Raw genomic sequence first — 16,768 nt, 5'->3', positions numbered from 1 at the left:
GGTTGGTGGTCAGGCGTCCGTGCGTGGCGGACGGCCCGGAGGAGGACGTCATGCTGCTGCGCCGCATCGCCCGACCGCTGTTCGCGTCGTGGTTCCTGAGCGAGGGGGTCGACGCGCTGCGCCGCCCGGCCGCGCACGTCGCGGTGGCGCGGGGCGCGGTGGAGCGGCTGGACGCGTCCGTCCCCCGCGGCGCCCTCGGCGGCGCCCTGGACGCCTACCGGCACCCGTCCGACGCGCAGCTCGCCACCGTGGTGCGGGTGCACGGCGGCGCCACCGCGCTCGCCGCGCTGCTGCTGGCGACCGGGCGCGCCCCGCGCGTCGCGGCGCTGACGCTGGCCGCCCTCACGCTGCCGCTCGCCGCCGCCGACGCCCCGGCCTCGCGCAAGGAGCGCCGCGCGCTCTCCGAGCAGGACAAGCAGGAGCGGAGGACCCGGTTCCTGCGCGGGCTGACGCTCACCGGCGGGGCACTGATCGCCGCCGCCGACACCGCGGGCCGCCCGTCCGTGCGCTGGCGCGTCGAGCACGCCCGCGCCACCCGGGCCGCCACCGCGAAGGCGGCCGCCGCCGCCGCCACCGCCGCGGCCTCGAAGAAGGCCGCGTCGAAGAAGATCGCGGACGCGGTGCACTGAGCCGCCCGGCGCCCGGCCGCGTGACCTCGCGCCCGGATCAGGCGCTCGCCGGCCTGCCCCGCAGGCCTCCGGCGCAGCCCGCGCGGCGGGCCGGGTGGCGGACGGCGGCGCCGAGGCGACGGCGAGCCCCGATAGCCTGGCCGGCATGAGCTCCGAGGTCGCCCCCACCACCGCGCCCGACTGGCCCGCCCCCGTGGCGCCCGGCCCGCTGGACGCGACGGTCGAGGTGCCCGGGTCCAAGTCGCTGACCAACCGCTACCTGGTGCTCGCGGCCCTCGCCGACGGCCCCGGCCGGCTGCGCGGCGCGCTCCGTTCCCGCGACACCCTGCTGATGGCGCAGGCGCTGCGCGACCTCGGCACCACGATCGAGGACGACCCGGAGGCGCCCGGGGACTGGGTGGTCACCCCCGGGGCGTTCCGCGGGCCGCGCGCGGTCGACTGCGGCCTGGCCGGCACCGTCATGCGGTTCCTGCCCGCGGTCGCCGCGCTGGCCGACGGCGAGGTCCGGTTCGACGGCGACGCCGGCGCGCGGCTGCGGCCGATGGGCCCGGTGCTCGCGGCGCTGCGGGCGCTCGGCGTCGGCGTGACCGAGCACGGCGAGCCCGGCCACCTGCCGTTCACGGTCACGGGCACCGGGTCGGTCGAGGGCGGCGTCGTCGACGTCGACGCGTCGGGCTCGTCGCAGTTCGTGTCCGGCCTGCTGCTCACCGCACCGCGGTTCGCGCGCGGCCTCACCGTCCGGCACACCGGCCCGACGCTGCCGAGCCTGCCGCACATCGAGATGACCGTCGCCGTGCTGCGCGCCGCGGGCGTGGCCGTCGACGACTCGGTGCCCACCGTCTGGCAGGTCGAGCCGGGGCCGGTCGCCGCCCGGGACGTCCGGGTCGAGCCGGACCTGTCGAACGCCGCGCCGTTCCTCTGCGCCGCGCTGGTCGCCGGCGGCACCGTGCGGGTGCCGGGCTGGCCCGCCGCCACCACCCAGCCCGGGGGCCTGCTGCCGGGGATCCTCGAGCAGATGGGCGCGACGACCCGGCTCGACGGCGACGTGCTGGCGGTGACCGGCACGGGCCGGGTCCGCGGCGTCGACCTCGACCTGCACGCCGCGGGCGAGATCGCCCCCACCATCGCCGCGCTCGCCGCGCTCGCCGACTCCCCCACCCGGCTGCGCGGCATCGCGCACCTGCGCGGGCACGAGACCGACCGGCTGGCCGCGCTGTCCGCCGAGATCACCCGGCTGGGCGGCCAGGCGGAGCAGACCGCCGACGGCCTGGTCGTCACGCCGCGCCCGCTGCACGGCGGCACCGTGCGCACCTACGCCGACCACCGGATGGCGACGTTCGGCGCGCTGCTCGGGCTCGCGGTCCCGGGGGTCGAGGTGCAGGACGTCGCCACGACCGCGAAGACCATCCCGGACTTCGTGGGCCTGTGGGACGGGATGCTGGCGTGACCGGCCGGCGCGACGCGGCCGGGGGCCGCTGACCGTGGCCCGCCGCGCGCTCGACGAGTCGGACGTCCGCGTCCGGCCCAGCCGCCGGGGCACCCGCCCCCGTACCAAGACCCGCCCGGAGCACGCCGACGCCGACCGCGCGCTGGTCACCGGCGTGGACCGCGGCCGGTACACCGTGCTGGTCGACGCCGACGGCCCCGACGAGCGGGTCGCCGTGGCCATGAAGGCGCGTGAGCTCGGCCGCGAGCGGGTCGTCCCCGGCGACCGGGTGGACCTGGTCGGCGACACCTCCGGGTCCGAGGGCTCGCTCGCCCGGATCGTGCGGATCGTCGAGCGCAGCACGGTGCTCCGCCGCACCGCCGACGACACCGACCCGGTCGAGCGCGTCATCGTCGCGAACGCCGACCAGCTCGTGGTCGTGACCGCGCTCGCCGACCCCGAGCCGCGGACCCGGATGATCGACCGGTGCGTCGTCGCCGCCTACGACGCGGGCATGGACGTGCTGCTGGCCCTGACCAAGGCCGACCTCGCGGACCCGGCGCCGCTGCGCGCGCTGTACGAGCCGATCGGGGTGCGGGTGGTCGTGAGCTCGCGCACCGACGAGGCCGCGATCGAGGGGCTCGACGAGGTGCGCGAGGCGCTCGCCGGGCGGATGTCCGTGCTCGTCGGGCACTCGGGCGTCGGCAAGTCGACCCTGGTCAACGCGCTGGTCCCCGACGCCCTGCGGGCCGTCGGCGTGGTCAACGACGTCACCGGCCGCGGGCGGCACACCTCGACCTCGGCCGTGGCGCTGCGCGTGCCCGGGGAGCCCGGGACCTGGGTGATCGACACGCCCGGCGTGCGGTCGTTCGGCCTGGCGCACGTCGACCCGGACCACCTGCTCGGCGCGTTCGCCGACCTCGCCGAGGTCGCCGAGGACTGCCCGCGCGGCTGCACGCACGCCGCCGACGCCCCGGACTGCGCCCTGGACGAGTGGGTCGAGGCGTCGCCGGACGACGAGGCGCGCGCGGCCCGGACCGCGCGGGTCGACTCGTTCCGGCGGTTGCTCGTCAGCCGGTCGGGCTCCCCCGAGGCGGGCTGAGGGCCCGGGGGCCCGCGGCACGCAGCCCCGCCGCGCTCCTGCGCACCTGCCCCCTGCGCCCGCCGGCCCGCTGCGCCCGCCGGCCCGCTGCGCCGCTGCGCCGCTGCGCCGCTGCGCCGAACTTGCAGCAGATGCGGGGTTCCGCCACCCGGAACCCCGCATCTACTGCACGCTCGGCGTCCCGACGCCGGGCCGGTGACGTGGCCGTGCGCGGCGTCACGCGTCCGCGGCCGGATAGGTTGGCCCCCATGACCCGGTACGACGACGACCTGCGCCTCGCCCACGTGATCGCCGACCAGGTGGACGCGCTCACGATGTCGCGGTTCAAGGCGCTGGACCTCCGGGTCGAGACCAAGCCCGACCTCACCCCCGTCTCCGACGCCGACCGCGCCGCCGAGGAGCTGATCCGGGCGCAGCTGTCCCGCGCCCGCCCGCGCGACGCGGTGCACGGCGAGGAGCTCCCCGACACCGGCCACGGCCCGCGACGCTGGGTGGTCGACCCGATCGACGGCACCAAGAACTTCGTGCGCGGCGTGCCCGTCTGGGCCACCTTGATCGCGCTGCTCGACGGGGACGAGGTCGTGGTCGGCCTGGTGAGCGCGCCCGCGCTCGGCCGGCGCTGGTGGGCCGCCGTCGGGTCCGGCGCCTGGACCGGCCGGTCGCTGGCCGCGGCGACCCGGCTGCACGTGTCGGAGGTCGGGCGGCTGCAGGACGCGTCGCTGTCCTACTCCAGCCTGAGCGGCTGGGAGGAGCAGGACCGGCTCGGGCACTTCCTCGACCTGACCCGGAAGGTGTGGCGGACCCGCGCGTACGGCGACTTCTGGTCGCACGTGCTCGTCGCCGAGGGCGCCGTGGACCTGTCCTGCGAGCCCGAGCTCGCGCTGCACGACATGGCCGCGCTCGTGCCGATCGTCACCGAGGCCGGCGGGCGGTTCACGTCGGTGCAGGGCGTCGACGGGCCGTTCGGCGGCAGCGCGCTGGTGTCGAACGGCCGGCTGCACGGCGCGGCGCTCCAGGTGCTGGACCCGCTGATCGAGCACTGAGCGGCCGGCCGGGACCGGGGCGTCCGGAGGTCAGCGCGGGATGCGCGTGAGCTCCGTCGCGTCGTACCAGAGCAGGTCCCGCTCGGCGAGGGAGTCGAGGGCGTCGTCGTCGCCGTCCAGGGCGCGGGCCACCTCGGCCTTCGCCGCGGGCTCGTCGACGTGCACGCACACGACGTCGTCCAGGGTCGCGGGCGCGGTGAGGGTGACCAGGCTGGCGGCCTCGTCGTCCACGCCGGCGGACGCGTCCGGCGCGCCCTCCCGCACGGCGTCGTCCGGCACCTCGACGGTCACGACCAGGCGCAGGCCGGGGGCGTCGGGCCGCGACGCCAGCAGCACCAGCGCGTCGTCCGCAGCCATCAGCTGCGCCGCGAACTCGACGCCCTCCTCGTCCTCGTCGGGCAGCAGCGCGGTCAGCGCGGGCGTGACCGCGTGCGCGCGGCGCGGGGCCGCGAGCGGGGTGCTGTTCCGGAGCAGGTCGTCGAGCTCGTCCAGGGTGGCAGGCAGGTAGAGGCGCACGGGTCCAGTGTGCCCGGTCAGCGACGCCGCGCGGCGCAACGCGGACGAACCGGGGCGAGCCCGGGCACGCCGGGCGCGACCCGCCGGGAGTTGTCCCCAGGCTCGCAGGACGTCCTTGGCGGGCCGCCGGGCGGCGCGGTACATCTGTGCCGCTGCTGCGCGGGCCGACCGACCACGGAGGACACCATGAGCTCACCCCGACCGGACCCCACCACGACGGAGCTGCCGTGAGCACCGCCGTCGACGTGCGCCTCGTCCCCGCTCCCCCGCCGCTGCCACCGCCGGCCGTCGCGGACGGGGGCCCGGTGGCGCCGCCCGCCGCGGCGGCGTCCGTCGGCCCGGCTGCGGCGATCGCCGGCCCGGCTGCGGCGCCGGTCGCACCCGAGGGGCCGCCCGGCACCCTTGTGGCGCGGGCCCCTGCGGCGCCGGCTCCGCCCGCGCCACCCGCACCGCCGCGCGAGGTCACCCCGCGCGTCGTCGGCACGGCGCGCACGCGGTCGACGCCCGTCCCGCCGGCCCGGGCCGCCGGGACCCGCGGGCGCGAGCAGCCGACGAGGGCGGCGCGCGGGGTGCCGGTCGGGGCGGGCGGTGGGGCGCCCGGGCTCGACCCGCGGCAGGCGAGCTGCATGGTCGCGCTCGCCGCCGTGGAGGTGCTCGACGGGAGCCGTCCGCTCGCCCAGCTCGCGCGCTGGCTCACCCCTGAGGTGTACGACGCCCTCGCGCGTCGCGCCGCGCTCACCGCGCCGGCGGGCCGGGTGCTGGACGCCGCCGCGTCCACCCGGGACCTCGCGACGGACCAGGGATCCGCGCCCGCAGGGGTGGCACGGCGCCCGTTCGTCCGCCGGGTCCGGGTGCACCGGGTCGACGACGCGACGCTGGAGGCGACGGTGGTCGTCGCGCACGCCGACCGGGTGCGCGCGGTCGCGCTGCGGCTGACCCGATCGACAGGCCGCTGGCGCGCGGCGGCACTGGTCGTGGGCTGACCCCGGCCGTCGGTGCCGGACCGCGCGGTCCGGCACCGACGGCACGGTCCCCGACCGCGACGACGCCGCCCGCCCTCCGGTGCGGGAGGGCGGGCGGCGTGGTCCGTGCGGTGGCCCCGAGCGGTGCCGTGCCGGGGATCAGCCCCGGCGGCGCTGCTGCTTCGCCGCCTTCCGGCGCGCCTCGCGGTTGCCCGCGGCGTCGTCGCCCTCGGCGGTGCCGTCGCCGGCCGTCGCGCCCGGCGCGGCCGGAGCCGACGTGGCCGGGCCGGCGGCGCGACGGCCGCGGGTCACGGTGGTCCCGCTGTCGCCGTCGACGCTCGGCGCCGAGTACTGCAGCGGCACCTGGCGCTCCGGGCCGTCGATGCCCTTGGCCACCAGCACGGGCTCGGCCGTACCGCCGGCGGCACCCGCGGCCGGCGCACCGTCGGCCGCCACGTCGTCCTTGGAGGTGGCCGCCTGCGCGGGTGCCTCGGCCACCTTGACCTCGAGGTTGAACAGGTACCCGACGGCCTCCTCCTTGATGGAGTCGGTCATCGCCTGGAACAGCTGGTAGCCCTCGCGCTGGTACTCGATCAGCGGGTCGCGCTGGGCCATCGCGCGCAGCCCGATGCCCTCCTTGAGGTAGTCCATCTCGTAGAGGTGCTCGCGCCACTTGCGGTCCAGGACCGAGAGCACGACGCGTCGCTCGAGCTGGCGCATGTTCGGCTCCCCGAGCGACGTCTCCCGCTCCTGGTACGCGATCCGGGCGTCGGACAGCAGCTCGGTCTTGAGCAGCTCGGGGGTGACCCGGCCGAGGCCGCCGGCCTGCTCGACGACCTCGTCGACCTCGATCGACACCGGGTACACGGCCTTGAGCGTGGTCCAGAGCTGGTCGAGGTCCCAGTCCTCCGGGTGGCCCTCGGCGGTCGCCGCGGTCACGTAGTCGTCCAGGACGTCCTCGAGGAAGTGCTGCACCTGGTCCTGCATGTTCTCGCCCTCGAGCACGCGGCGGCGCTGCTCGTAGATGACCTCGCGCTGCCGGGACAGCACGTCGTCGTACTTGAGGACGTTCTTGCGGATCTCGAAGTTGCGGGCCTCGACCTGGGACTGCGCGGAGCGGATGCCGCGGGTCACGATCTTCGACTCCAGCGGCAGGTCGTCGGGGAACCCGGCGCGCGTCATCATCGACTCGGCCATGCCCGAGTTGAACAGCCGCATGAGGTCGTCCTGCAGCGACAGGTAGAACCGGGACTCGCCCGGGTCGCCCTGCCGGCCGGAACGGCCGCGGAGCTGGTTGTCGATGCGGCGGGACTCGTGGCGCTCGGTGCCGAGCACGTACAGGCCGCCGAGCTCGACGACCTCGTCGTGCTCCGCGGCGACCGCGGACTTGGCCTTCTCGAGGGCGTCGGGCCAGGCGGCCTCGTACTCCTCCGGGCTCTCGTTCGGGTCGAGCCCGCGCGCGGCGAGGTCGGCGACCGCCATGAACTCCGCGTTGCCGCCGAGCATGATGTCGGTGCCGCGGCCGGCCATGTTGGTGGCGACCGTGACGGCGCCCTTGCGGCCGGCCTGCGCGACGATCGAGGCCTCGCGGGCGTGCTGCTTCGCGTTCAGCACCTCGTGCGGGACGCCCGCCTTGCGGAGCTTCTTCGACAGGATCTCGGACTTCTCGACGCTCGTGGTGCCGACGAGGACGGGCTGGCCGTTCGCGTGCCGCTCGACGATGTCCGCGACGACGGCGTCGTACTTGCCCTCCTCCGCCTTGTAGACGAGGTCGGGCTGGTCGATGCGCTGCATGCCCCGGTTGGTCGGGATCGGCACCACGCCCAGCTTGTACGTGCCCTGGAACTCCGCCGCCTCGGTCTCGGCGGTACCGGTCATGCCGGCGAGCTTGTCGTACAGCCGGAAGTAGTTCTGCAGCGTGATCGTGGCGAGCGTCTGGTTCTCCGCCTTGATCGGCACGCCCTCCTTGGCCTCGATGGCCTGGTGCATGCCCTCGTTGTACCGGCGGCCGGGCAGGACGCGGCCGGTGTGCTCGTCGACGATGAGCACCTCGCCCTTGTCGACGATGTAGTCCTTGTCGCGCTTGAACAGCTCCTTCGCCTTGATGGCGTTGTTGAGGAAGCCGATCAGCGGCGTGTTGAGGGACTCGTAGAGGTTGTCGATGCCGAGGTAGTCCTCGACGCGCTCGATGCCCGGCTCCAGGACGCCGACGGTGCGCTTCTTCTCGTCGACCTCGTAGTCGCGCTCGGGCTGCAGCCGGCGGACGACCTTCGCGAACTCGGCGTACCAGCGGTTGACGTCGCCCGACGCGGGGCCGGAGATGATGAGCGGGGTCCGCGCCTCGTCGATGAGGATCGAGTCGACCTCGTCGACGATCGCGAAGTGGTGGCCGCGCTGCACGAGCTCCTCGGAGCTCCAGGCCATGTTGTCGCGCAGGAAGTCGAAGCCGAACTCGTTGTTCGTGCCGTAGGTGATGTCGGCGGCGTACTGCACGCGGCGCTCGGCCGGGGTCTGGCCGGCGACGATGACGCCCGTGGTGAGGCCGAGGAACCGGTAGACCCGGCCCATCAGGTCGGCCTGGTAGCTCGCCAGGTAGTCGTTGACCGTGACGACGTGCACGCCCTTGCCGGTGAGCGCGTTGAGATAGGCCGGCGCGGTCGCCACGAGGGTCTTGCCCTCACCGGTCTTCATCTCGGCGATGTTGCCCCAGTGCAGCGCGGCGCCGCCCTGCAGCTGGACGTCGAAGTGCCGCTGCCCGAGCGTGCGGCGCGCGGCCTCGCGCACCGCGGCGAACGCCTCGGCCATGAGGTCGTCGAGCTTCTCGCCCTCGGCCAGCCGCGCCTTGAACCGGTCGGTCTCCTCGCGGAGCTCCGCGTCCGACAGGGACGTGAAGCTGTCCTCCAGCGCGTTGACCTGCTGGGCCACGCCCGACAGCTTCTTGAGGATCCGTCCCTCGCCCAGGCGGAGGACCTTCTCGAGGATCGCAGGCACGTGCACTCCCGACTCGCTGCGCCGCACGTGGCCACGTGCGGCGTCCCGGCGTCCCGACCGCACAGCCGGGCCCCGACCATCGTAGGTGAGGCGCGGCGACGTGCAGCAACCCGGCCACCCGCGCGGCGGACGGCTCCGAGCGCGCAGTCGCGGGGGCGAGCGGATCCCCGCGGTGGGCGCGCATCGGCACGCGGCGGCCCGCACGCGGGCGGGCGGGGCGTCAGCCCGCGGCCAGCGCCCCGGCCAGCACCGGGGCCAGCGTGCCGCGCGGCGTGCCGTCCCGGTCCCCCACCACGACGTCGTCCAGCCCGAGCCACGCCGCGAGCAGCCGCAGCTCGGCCGCCAGGTCCTCCGCCACCGCGCCGGGCGACGCGTCCGGATCCGCGCCCGGCACCGCCCCGGCGGGCTCGGCGGGGTGCGCGGCGTGCACCCGCAGCAGCCCGGCCCGGCGGTCGGCCTTGAGGTCCACGAGCGCCGCGAGCCGCTCGCCGCGCAGGAACGGCAGCACGTAGTACCCGTGCACGCGCTGCGCCTCGGGCACGTAGATCTCGATGCGGTACCGCAGGCCGAACAGCTCCTCGAGCCGGCGGCGCTCGAACACCAGCGGGTCGAACGGGCTGAGCAGCGCGCGGCCGGTGGCGCGGCGGGGCAGGTCGGCGTCCGCGTGCAGGTACGTCGGCCGGTCCCAGCCGGCGACCCGCACCGGCACGAGCGTGCCCTCCTCGACCAGGTCGCGGACGGCGGCGCGGGCGCGCGGGCCCCGGATGCGGAAGTAGTCGAGCAGGCACCGCTCGGAGGCGACGCCGTGCGCGCGGGCGGCGATCCGCAGCAGCGCCCGCACCGCCTCGTCGTCGTCCGGCTCGGGCGCGGCCAGCACCTCGGGCGGCAGCACCCGGTCGGTCAGGTCGTAGCAGCGCTCGAACTGCGCGTTGCGTCGGGCCGACGCCACCTGGCCGGTGAAGAACAGGTACTCGAGCACGCGCTTGGCGGCCGTCCAGTTCCAGCCCCACTCGGTCCGGTCGCGCGGCGCGGGCCCCTCGACGCGCGCGTGCACCTCGCTCGCGGTGAGCGGCCCGTCCGCGGCGATCATCGCCAGCACGTCCTCGACCAGGGGCGAGTGGTCGAGCGGGACGTCCTTGATCGAGCCCCAGGCGTACGTCAGGTAGGCGCGGCGGCGCCAGCCGAGCAGCGCGTAGGTCTCCGGCGGCACGTACGAGGCCTCGTGCGCCCACGTCTCCACGAGCCGCCGCGGCGCCCGGCCCGCCGCCCGGTCGAGCAGCGCGGTGTCGTACGGGCCGACGCGGGAGAACGTCGGCACCAGGTGCGCCCGGGCGACGACGTTGACCGAGTCGATCTGCAGCAGGCCCAGCCGGTCGACGACCTGCTGGAGCTGGCGCATCGTGGCCGGGCCGGTGCGCTCGGCGCGCGGGCGGTCGAGGCCCTGGGCGCGCAGCGCGACGCGGCGGGCCTGGGACAGCGACAGGGACCCCGAGGGCCGGTGGGCCGATCCGGTCGGGCCCCGGCGCGCGGCGGCGAGCCGGCGCCCGGGGGCGGCGGGCGCGGGCGCGGAGTCCTGGGCGGGGACCGGCGCGGCGTCGGTGCTGGTGGCCATCGCCCCATCGTGCCGCCGACCACCGACACCCGCCCCGCGGCGCCGCGCGTCCCGCGCGCCGCACGTCCCGCGCCGCACAGCTCGCCGAGTCTGCATCTCCTGCGTGTACCGACGCGTCGATCCGCAATCCGGAGGTGGAGACTCGGCAAGGGCGGCGGTCGGCGGCACCGCGACCGCGGCGCGCGGGTCCTGGCCTCGCGCCGCGGCGCCGCGGCGCCCTGCCCCGGGCACGACCGCGCCCGCCGACCGGAGGGTCGTCGGCGGGCGCGGTGCCTGGTGCGGGCGGCCTGCGGTCAGCGCTGGGCCACGGCGGCCGCCGGGGTGGCGACCCCGCCCGCCTGCGTCGCGGCGGCCTCGCCCGATCCCATGCTCGTCACGGCGGCGTCCAGCTTGATGACGCCGTAGCTCCAGCCGCGCCGGCGGTACGCCACGGACGGCTGGGCCGTCTCGGCGTCGACGAACAGGAAGAAGTCGTGCCCGACCAGCTCCATCTCGTAGAGCGCGTCGTCGATCGTCATCGGCTGGGCGGCGTGCACCTTCTCGCGGATGACCACCGGCGAGTCGCCGAGCGTCGTCTCGACCACGCCGTCCTCGGAGGGCTGCGGCGCGGCGGCCTCGGGCTCCGGCTCCAGCTCGTCGAGCGACGGCAGCGGGTCGCTGACCGGCGTGGGGACCTTGCCGCGGTGGCTCTTGCGCCGGTCGCGCGCCCGGCGGAGGCGCTCCGCGAGCTTGTCGATCGCCAGGTCGAAGGCGCCGTACCGGTCGTCCGCGCAGGCCTCCGCGCGGATCACCGGTCCCTTGCCCACCACGGTCAGCTCGACCCGCTCGGCGGCCGCGGCCTGCCGGGGGTTGGGCTCGTGGGTCACCTCGACGTCGATGCGCTGCGCGCGGGGCGCGAGCTGCTCGAGCCTGGCGAGCTTGTCCGTCACGTGTTGACGGAACCGCTCGGGGACGTCGGTGTGACGGCCGGCGACGACGATCTCCATGGGGTACCTCCGGGAGGTCCGGGGGCGGGTGCGCGACCCGCCCGGCAGCGTGCTCGGTGCGCCCTCGCGGGGCGCTGGTCTGCGGCACCACCTCCTCGTGCGGGGCGTGCCCGTCGAGTCCCGGTACCGGGCGACGGCGATGCCGCCCGGTGCTGTTGGGGGTCCACGCTAGCCCGGGTCCGGCGAGGCTTCCAACCAGGCGGTCGGGGAACCCGGCGGACGGGTGACCGCGAGCACCAGCGCGCCCGCGACCTGCACGTCCGCGGACTCCAGCGCCGCGCGGCACGCCGCCAGCGTGGCCCCGGTGGTGAGCACGTCGTCCACGAGCAGCACCCGGGAGCCGGCCAGCGCGGCGCGCGCCCGGGGGCGGACCCGGACCCGGCCGGCGAGGTTCGCCGCGCGGCCCCGGACGCCGAGCCCGACCTGGTCGCGCCCGCCGCCGGCGAGGCGCAGGGCGGGCACCGCGGCGGCGGGCGGGAGGGCCGCGGCCACCGCCGCCGCGAGCGCCCCGACGAGGTCCTCGCCGCGCCGCGCCCGCCCCCGCGGGGACGGCGGGGCGCCGACCACGAGCAGCGGCCGGGCGCCGCCGTCCCCTGCGCGCCGAGGCCCCGGCGCGTCCGGCTCGCCCGCCAGGTCCAGCGCCGGCGCGGCGCGGGCCAGCACCGCGGCGAACCACGGCGTCACGTCCGCGCGCCCGCCGTCCTTCCACGCCACGACCGCGCGCCGCACCGGACCGTCGTTCGCCGCCGGCGCCCAGACCGGGAGCACCGTGCCGTCCATCCGGTCGAGCCGCCCGGCGGCGCGCTCGCACCGGCGCGGCGGTCCGGCGAACCGGTGCAGGCACGCGGCGCACAGCGCCCGGCCGGGGGCGCCGCAGCCGGCGCAGGTCACGGGCAGCACGAGGTCGAGCAGCTCGCGGGCGACGGCCCGCGCGGTCGTCGCGGTCACGGCACCAGGCTCCCGGCGCGGCCGGCCGGCCGAGCCGCGCGTCCCCAGGCCACCGGGGTACCGGCGCGCCCGCGGACCCTGTGGTCGTCCCGGTCGTCCCCTCCCGCGCGTCAGCCCGCGAAGGCCGGGTCCCGCACGCCCTCGCCCACGGACGCCCAGCTCGAGCCCGCCCGGGCGAACAGCTCGCCCTCCGCCGTCGCGAGGTACAGGGCGCTGTCGCCCTTCCCGCCGGCGATGTCGACCGCGTCCGCGAGCGCCGGGCGCGTCTGCACCTCGCCGGACAGCGGCACCAGGTGGTAGACGGCGGTGGTCGTGCTCCCCGACCGCCCGAGCACGCCGAGCGTCCCCTCGTCGACCCACACGACCCGCGTGGCGTCCGTCAGCGTCACGCCGGTGCGCCACGCCTCGCCGAGGACCTGCGGCGTGCCGGAGTCGTCGCGCACGATCGACGCGACGTCGACCCGCACCCCGTCCGCGCCCTCGGAGACGACGGCGACCCGGGTGGCGTCCCGCGCGACCCGCAGCGAGCGCACGGTGCGGTCGGCCAGCCACTCCGCGTCGACGTCGACCACGCCGCCGCGGTCGTCGACCGCCAGGAGCGCGCCGGGCTCCGCGCGGGAGGCGGTCCACACCCAGCCGAGCCGGTCGACGGACGGGCCGACCAGGTCGGTGCCGCTGAGCAGCTGCGCCGGCCCGTCGTCGGCCGTCGGGACCGTCACCAGGCGATCGGGCCCGGAGAGCATGACCCGCAGGTCCCCCGACCCGTCCCGTGCCGGGTCCCGGGCGTCCAGGCCGGCGAGCGACCCGACGCCCTCGACGGGCTCGAGCTCGCCGGCCGACATCTGCACGAGCGCGCCGTCCTGCACCGCCTCGAGCGACCCGCCCCAGTCCTGGCCGCGCTCGAGCTCGGCCGCCTCGGCGTCCATCTCGACGCCGCCCGCGCTCACGTCCACGGTGCGCACCCGCGCGATCCGCAGCGACGCCTCGAGCTGGGCCTGCATCAGGGCGCGGTCCTCGGGCTCGGCGGGCAGGCCGCCGGCCGCGAGGCTGACGGTCGCCACGCCCTCGTCGTCGACCGAGACCGCGTCCGGCTGCAGCACCGCGCCCTCCGGCACGGCGCTGCGCACCGCGTCCCTGAGCCACCCGGAGGGGCCGGCGATGAGCGAGCGCACCACGGACGTGGCGAGGTTGCGCACCGGGAACCACCGGGTCTCGGGCACCAGGAACTGCTGGTCCTGCGACAGGAAGTACAGCGTCGCGGAGCGGTAGATCGCCTCGAAGTTCGGCTCGGACAGCACCACGCCGTCCTCCAGGCCGGAGATGCGCCACTGGCCCTCGCTGTCCTGCACGAGGTCGAAGGTCAGCGACTCCCGCGCGTCGGGCCCGCCCTGCGCGTACCGGCCGTCGGCGTCGATCCGCGCGGCGACCCGCACGTCGACCCGTACCTGGGACTCGCCGCGGAGCTGGATGTCGGGGCTCGACGCCGTGGCGTACACGAGCACCTGCTCACGCGGGTTCCAGGACCGCCGGGTCTCCCCCGACAGGTACTCGCGGGCGTTGCGGAAGTCGTCGGCCGCGTCCGAGGACGCCGACTCGCGGCTGAAGCCCGCGGCGCTCGCGCCGAGGAACCCGCGGACGATGTCCTCGGGCGTGCCGTCCTGCGGCGGCGGGTCGCCCAGCAGCTCGACGACGCCCTGCTCGCTCACGCCCTCGACCCCCACGCCGACGGGGCCGGAGGTCGGGATGCCGACGCAGGCGGACAGGGTCGCGAGGAGCACCGCCAGGGCCGCGGCGGTGACGGCGCGGCGGGTCGTCGCCGGGGCCGGGGCACGGGCGGTCATCGGGTCTCCCCCGGTCGGTCGGGGCCGCCGCGGCGGGCGGGCTCGGGGTCGGGCCGCGCGGCCGCGGTGGCGTCGGGCGCGGTGGCGCCGGCCGCGGCGGCGTCGCGCGCGGCCGCCTCCTGCTCGCGCCGCCGCTCGACCGCCCGCTGCGCCTCCCTCGCCCGCTCGACCACGTCGAACGAGCCGGTGGTCGGCGGCAGGTCGGGCAGGGCGGCGGGGTCGGGCCGGTCGGCGTCGAGCTCGCGGTGCTGGGCGCGCTCGGCCTCCGCGGGCGGCTCCAGCGGCAGCGGGGAGGACTCCAGCGTGATCCCGGCCCGCCGCGGCAGCGTCAGGCGGAAGCACGCGCCCTGCCGGGGGCGGCCCCACGCCTCGAGCCACCCGCCGTGCAGGTGCGCGTCCTCGAGCGAGATCGCGAGCCCGAGGCCCGTGCCGCCGGTCGTCCGGGCGCGCGCGGGGTCGGCCCGCCAGAACCGGTCGAAGACGTGCGCGGCCTCGTCGCGGGTCATGCCCACGCCGCGGTCGCGCACGGTCACGGCCACGGCGCGGTCGTCGGCGCCCACCGTCACCTCGACGTCGCTGCCCTCGGCGTGCTCGATCGCGTTGACGAGCAGGTTCCGCAGCACCCGCTCCACCCGGCGCGGGTCCACGTCGGCGAGGCACGGCCCCTCGGGCTGCGTGATCGACAGCCACGACCCCTTGGCGGCGGCCAGCGGCACGGCCTGGTCGACCGCCGCGCCGACGACGTCCCGGACGTCCCGCGCCTCCGCGTCCAGCACCGCGGCCCCCGCGTCGAACCGGCTGATCTCCAGCAGGTCGCCCAGCAGGTCCTCGAACCGGTCCAGCTGCTGCTGCAGCAGCTCGGCCGAGCGGCGCACGACCGGGTCGAAGTCGTCGCGGGACTCGTAGATCATCTCGCCGGCCATCCGCACGGTGGTCAGCGGCGTGCGGAGCTCGTGGGACACGTCGGAGACGAACCGGCGCTGCATCGCCGACAGGTGCTCCATGCGGTCGATCTGGTCCTGGAGGCTCTCGGCCATCTCGTTGAACGACCGGCCCAGCCGCGCCATCTCGTCCTCGCCCCGCACGGGCATCCGCTCGGTGAGGCTGCCGTCGGCGATCCGCTCGGCCACGTGCGCCGCCTGCCGCACGGGATGCACCACCTGCCGGGTGACCAGCCAGGTCATCGACACCAGCAGGGCCACGAGGGCGACGGCCCCGATGCCCAGCACGCTCTGCAGGAACTCGAGCCGCTCCTGCTCGGCCTGCAGCGAGTACAGGAAGTACAGCTCGTACGACCCGGCGGCCGGGACCGTCACCACCTGCCCGACCACGACGCCCGGCTCGACGCGCCCGGTCCCGGAGGCCGACGCCGGCCACGCGACGGACTCCCAGCGCTGCCCGTCGCCGCCCGCCGTCGCCGTGCGCAGGTCGTCCGACACCAGGCCGACCAGCGACGAGTCCGTGACCGCGCTGCTCACGAGGATCGGCTGCTGCTGCCCGCGGATGCGGAGCATGAAGACCTCGCGGTCCCCGGAGCCGCCCGAGCGCAGGGCCGTGACGAGGTCGTTCAGGAGCAGCTGCACCTCGGGGGCCGTGGTCGCCGTCGACGCGTCGAAGGTCTGCTGCGCCTGGGACGCCGCGCGCGCCGACTCGGCGAGCACCTGGTCGACCCGCTGGGTGAACAGGCCGTCGCGCACGCTCACGGAGAGGTAGCCGCCGAGCACGGCGAGCGCCAGCAGGCCCGCCGCGAGCGTGAGCGTGATGACCCGCGCCTGCAGCGAGCCGCGCCAGGCGCGGACCAGGCGGCGCGACCGGACCCCGGAGCGCACCGTGGCGAGCCGCCACGCGCGCGCCGCCCGGCCGGCGACGCCGCCGCGGGGGCCGGTGCTCACGGCGAGGTCGCGCCCGCCTTGTAGCCGACGCCGCGCACCGTCACGACGATCTCGGGGCGCTCCGGGTCGGCCTCGATCTTGGAGCGCAGCCGCTGGACGTGCACGTTCACCAGCCGGGTGTCGGCGGCGTGCCGGTAGCCCCACACGCGCTCGAGCAGCACCTCGCGGGTGAACACCTGCCACGGCTTGCGGGCCAGCGCGACCAGCAGGTCGAACTCGAGCGGCGTCAGGGAGATGACCTGGCCGTCCCGGGTGACCCGGTGGCCGGTCACGTCGATCGACAGGTCGCCGATCCGCAGGTGCTCGGGCGCGGGCTCGTCGCTGCGGCGCAGCCGGGCGCGCACCCGGGCGATCAGCTCCTTGGGCTTGAACGGCTTGGCGATGTAGTCGTCCGCGCCGGACTCCAGGCCCAGGACCACGTCGACGGTGTCGGCCTTGGCGGTCAGCATGACGATCGGCACGCCCGACTCGGCGCGGATCAGCCGGCAGACCTCGGTGCCGTCCTTGCCCGGCAGCATGAGGTCGAGCAGCACGAGGTCCGGCTGCGACGCCCGGAACGTGTCCAGGGCCTCGTCCCCGTCCGCGCAGAACACCGGCTCGAACCCCTCGGAGCGGAGCACGATGCCGATCATCTCGGACAGGGCGGTGTCGTCGTCGACCACGAGAACGCGTCCCTTCATCTCCCCATGATCGCAGAACGGCGGCCCGGACCGGGCGACCGGCGCCGCACGGCGCCCGGACGGAGCAGCACCCCCGCACCGGGACCTGACGTGGCACGATGGCCGTCAGCCACGCCGGGCGGCCCCGCAGGGGCGGTCCG

General features: G+C 76.8%; 13 protein-coding genes. 5 read left to right on the top strand and 8 right to left on the bottom strand.

What is annotated here, in order from left to right; all coding sequences use genetic code 11:
* The first annotated feature begins 23 nt into the window (after nucleotides 1-23).
* The 4 genes from Cpa01nite_RS07710 to Cpa01nite_RS07695 all read left to right on the top strand — a co-directional run bounded on the left by Cpa01nite_RS07710 (nucleotide 24) and on the right by Cpa01nite_RS07695 (nucleotide 4,200).
* On the top strand, nucleotides 24-629 hold the full coding sequence (locus Cpa01nite_RS07710; RefSeq protein ID WP_239068622.1) for a DoxX family protein: 606 nt from the start codon (nucleotides 24-26) through the stop codon (nucleotides 627-629).
* 145 nt (nucleotides 630-774) lie between these two features.
* Nucleotides 775-2,076: a 3-phosphoshikimate 1-carboxyvinyltransferase gene (gene aroA, locus Cpa01nite_RS07705; RefSeq protein ID WP_203668165.1), complete on the top strand. Its 1,302-nt coding sequence runs from the start codon at nucleotides 775-777 to the stop codon at nucleotides 2,074-2,076.
* A 34-nt stretch (nucleotides 2,077-2,110) separates the two neighbouring features.
* A complete protein-coding gene (gene rsgA / locus Cpa01nite_RS07700; RefSeq protein WP_203668164.1) occupies nucleotides 2,111-3,157 on the top strand; it encodes a ribosome small subunit-dependent GTPase A in 1,047 nt (348 codons plus the stop codon).
* Between the two features lie 248 nt (nucleotides 3,158-3,405).
* The gene (locus tag Cpa01nite_RS07695) at nucleotides 3,406-4,200 is read left to right on the top strand and encodes an inositol monophosphatase family protein (RefSeq protein ID WP_203668163.1); all 795 of its coding nucleotides are present in this window, start codon (nucleotides 3,406-3,408) and stop codon (nucleotides 4,198-4,200) included.
* Between the two features lie 30 nt (nucleotides 4,201-4,230).
* Here Cpa01nite_RS07695 and Cpa01nite_RS07690 read toward each other — a convergent pair whose 3' ends face one another.
* On the bottom strand, nucleotides 4,231-4,716 hold the full coding sequence (locus Cpa01nite_RS07690; RefSeq protein ID WP_203668162.1) for a DUF6912 family protein: 486 nt from the start codon (nucleotides 4,714-4,716) through the stop codon (nucleotides 4,231-4,233).
* Nucleotides 4,717-4,943: 227 nt separating this feature from the next.
* Here Cpa01nite_RS07690 and Cpa01nite_RS07685 point away from each other — a divergent pair, with 227 nt between their 5' ends.
* A complete protein-coding gene (locus Cpa01nite_RS07685; RefSeq protein ID WP_203668161.1) occupies nucleotides 4,944-5,699 on the top strand; it encodes an Rv3235 family protein in 756 nt (251 codons plus the stop codon).
* Between the two features lie 138 nt (nucleotides 5,700-5,837).
* Here the strand turns inward: Cpa01nite_RS07685 and secA are convergent, their stop codons facing one another.
* The 7 genes from secA to mtrA form a co-directional block, all read right to left on the bottom strand.
* Complete coding sequence (secA, locus tag Cpa01nite_RS07680) at nucleotides 5,838-8,669, bottom strand: preprotein translocase subunit SecA (RefSeq protein ID WP_203668160.1); 2,832 nt, start codon at nucleotides 8,667-8,669, stop codon at nucleotides 5,838-5,840.
* A 220-nt stretch (nucleotides 8,670-8,889) separates the two neighbouring features.
* Nucleotides 8,890-10,281, bottom strand: a complete 1,392-nt coding sequence (locus Cpa01nite_RS07675; RefSeq protein ID WP_203668159.1) for a winged helix-turn-helix domain-containing protein — start codon at nucleotides 10,279-10,281, stop codon at nucleotides 8,890-8,892.
* A 293-nt stretch (nucleotides 10,282-10,574) separates the two neighbouring features.
* Nucleotides 10,575-11,267, bottom strand: a complete 693-nt coding sequence (gene hpf, locus Cpa01nite_RS07670; RefSeq protein ID WP_203668158.1) for a ribosome hibernation-promoting factor, HPF/YfiA family — start codon at nucleotides 11,265-11,267, stop codon at nucleotides 10,575-10,577.
* 168 nt (nucleotides 11,268-11,435) lie between these two features.
* Nucleotides 11,436-12,215, bottom strand: coding sequence for a ComF family protein (locus tag Cpa01nite_RS07665; RefSeq protein ID WP_203668157.1), 780 nt, complete (start codon nucleotides 12,213-12,215; stop codon nucleotides 11,436-11,438).
* A gap of 110 nt (nucleotides 12,216-12,325) precedes the next feature.
* Nucleotides 12,326-14,056: an LpqB family beta-propeller domain-containing protein gene (locus Cpa01nite_RS07660; protein ID WP_203668156.1), complete on the bottom strand. Its 1,731-nt coding sequence runs from the start codon at nucleotides 14,054-14,056 to the stop codon at nucleotides 12,326-12,328.
* Nucleotides 14,053-15,948, bottom strand: coding sequence for an MtrAB system histidine kinase MtrB (gene mtrB, locus Cpa01nite_RS07655; protein WP_373307355.1), 1,896 nt, complete (start codon nucleotides 15,946-15,948; stop codon nucleotides 14,053-14,055). The genes Cpa01nite_RS07660 and mtrB overlap by 4 nt, the downstream gene beginning before the upstream one ends.
* Entirely contained in the window at nucleotides 15,945-16,628 is a 684-nt protein-coding gene (gene mtrA / locus Cpa01nite_RS07650) for an MtrAB system response regulator MtrA (protein ID WP_203668155.1), read from the bottom strand. The genes mtrB and mtrA overlap by 4 nt, the downstream gene beginning before the upstream one ends.
* Between the last annotated feature and the right edge of the window lie 140 nt (nucleotides 16,629-16,768).

This window comes from Cellulomonas pakistanensis (assembly GCF_016862755.1).
In the GTDB taxonomy this organism is placed as follows: Bacteria; Actinomycetota; Actinomycetes; order Actinomycetales; family Cellulomonadaceae; genus Cellulomonas; species Cellulomonas pakistanensis.
The sequence above is the reverse complement of the archived record's forward strand: the minus strand, read 5'-3'. Positions and strand labels throughout refer to the sequence as shown.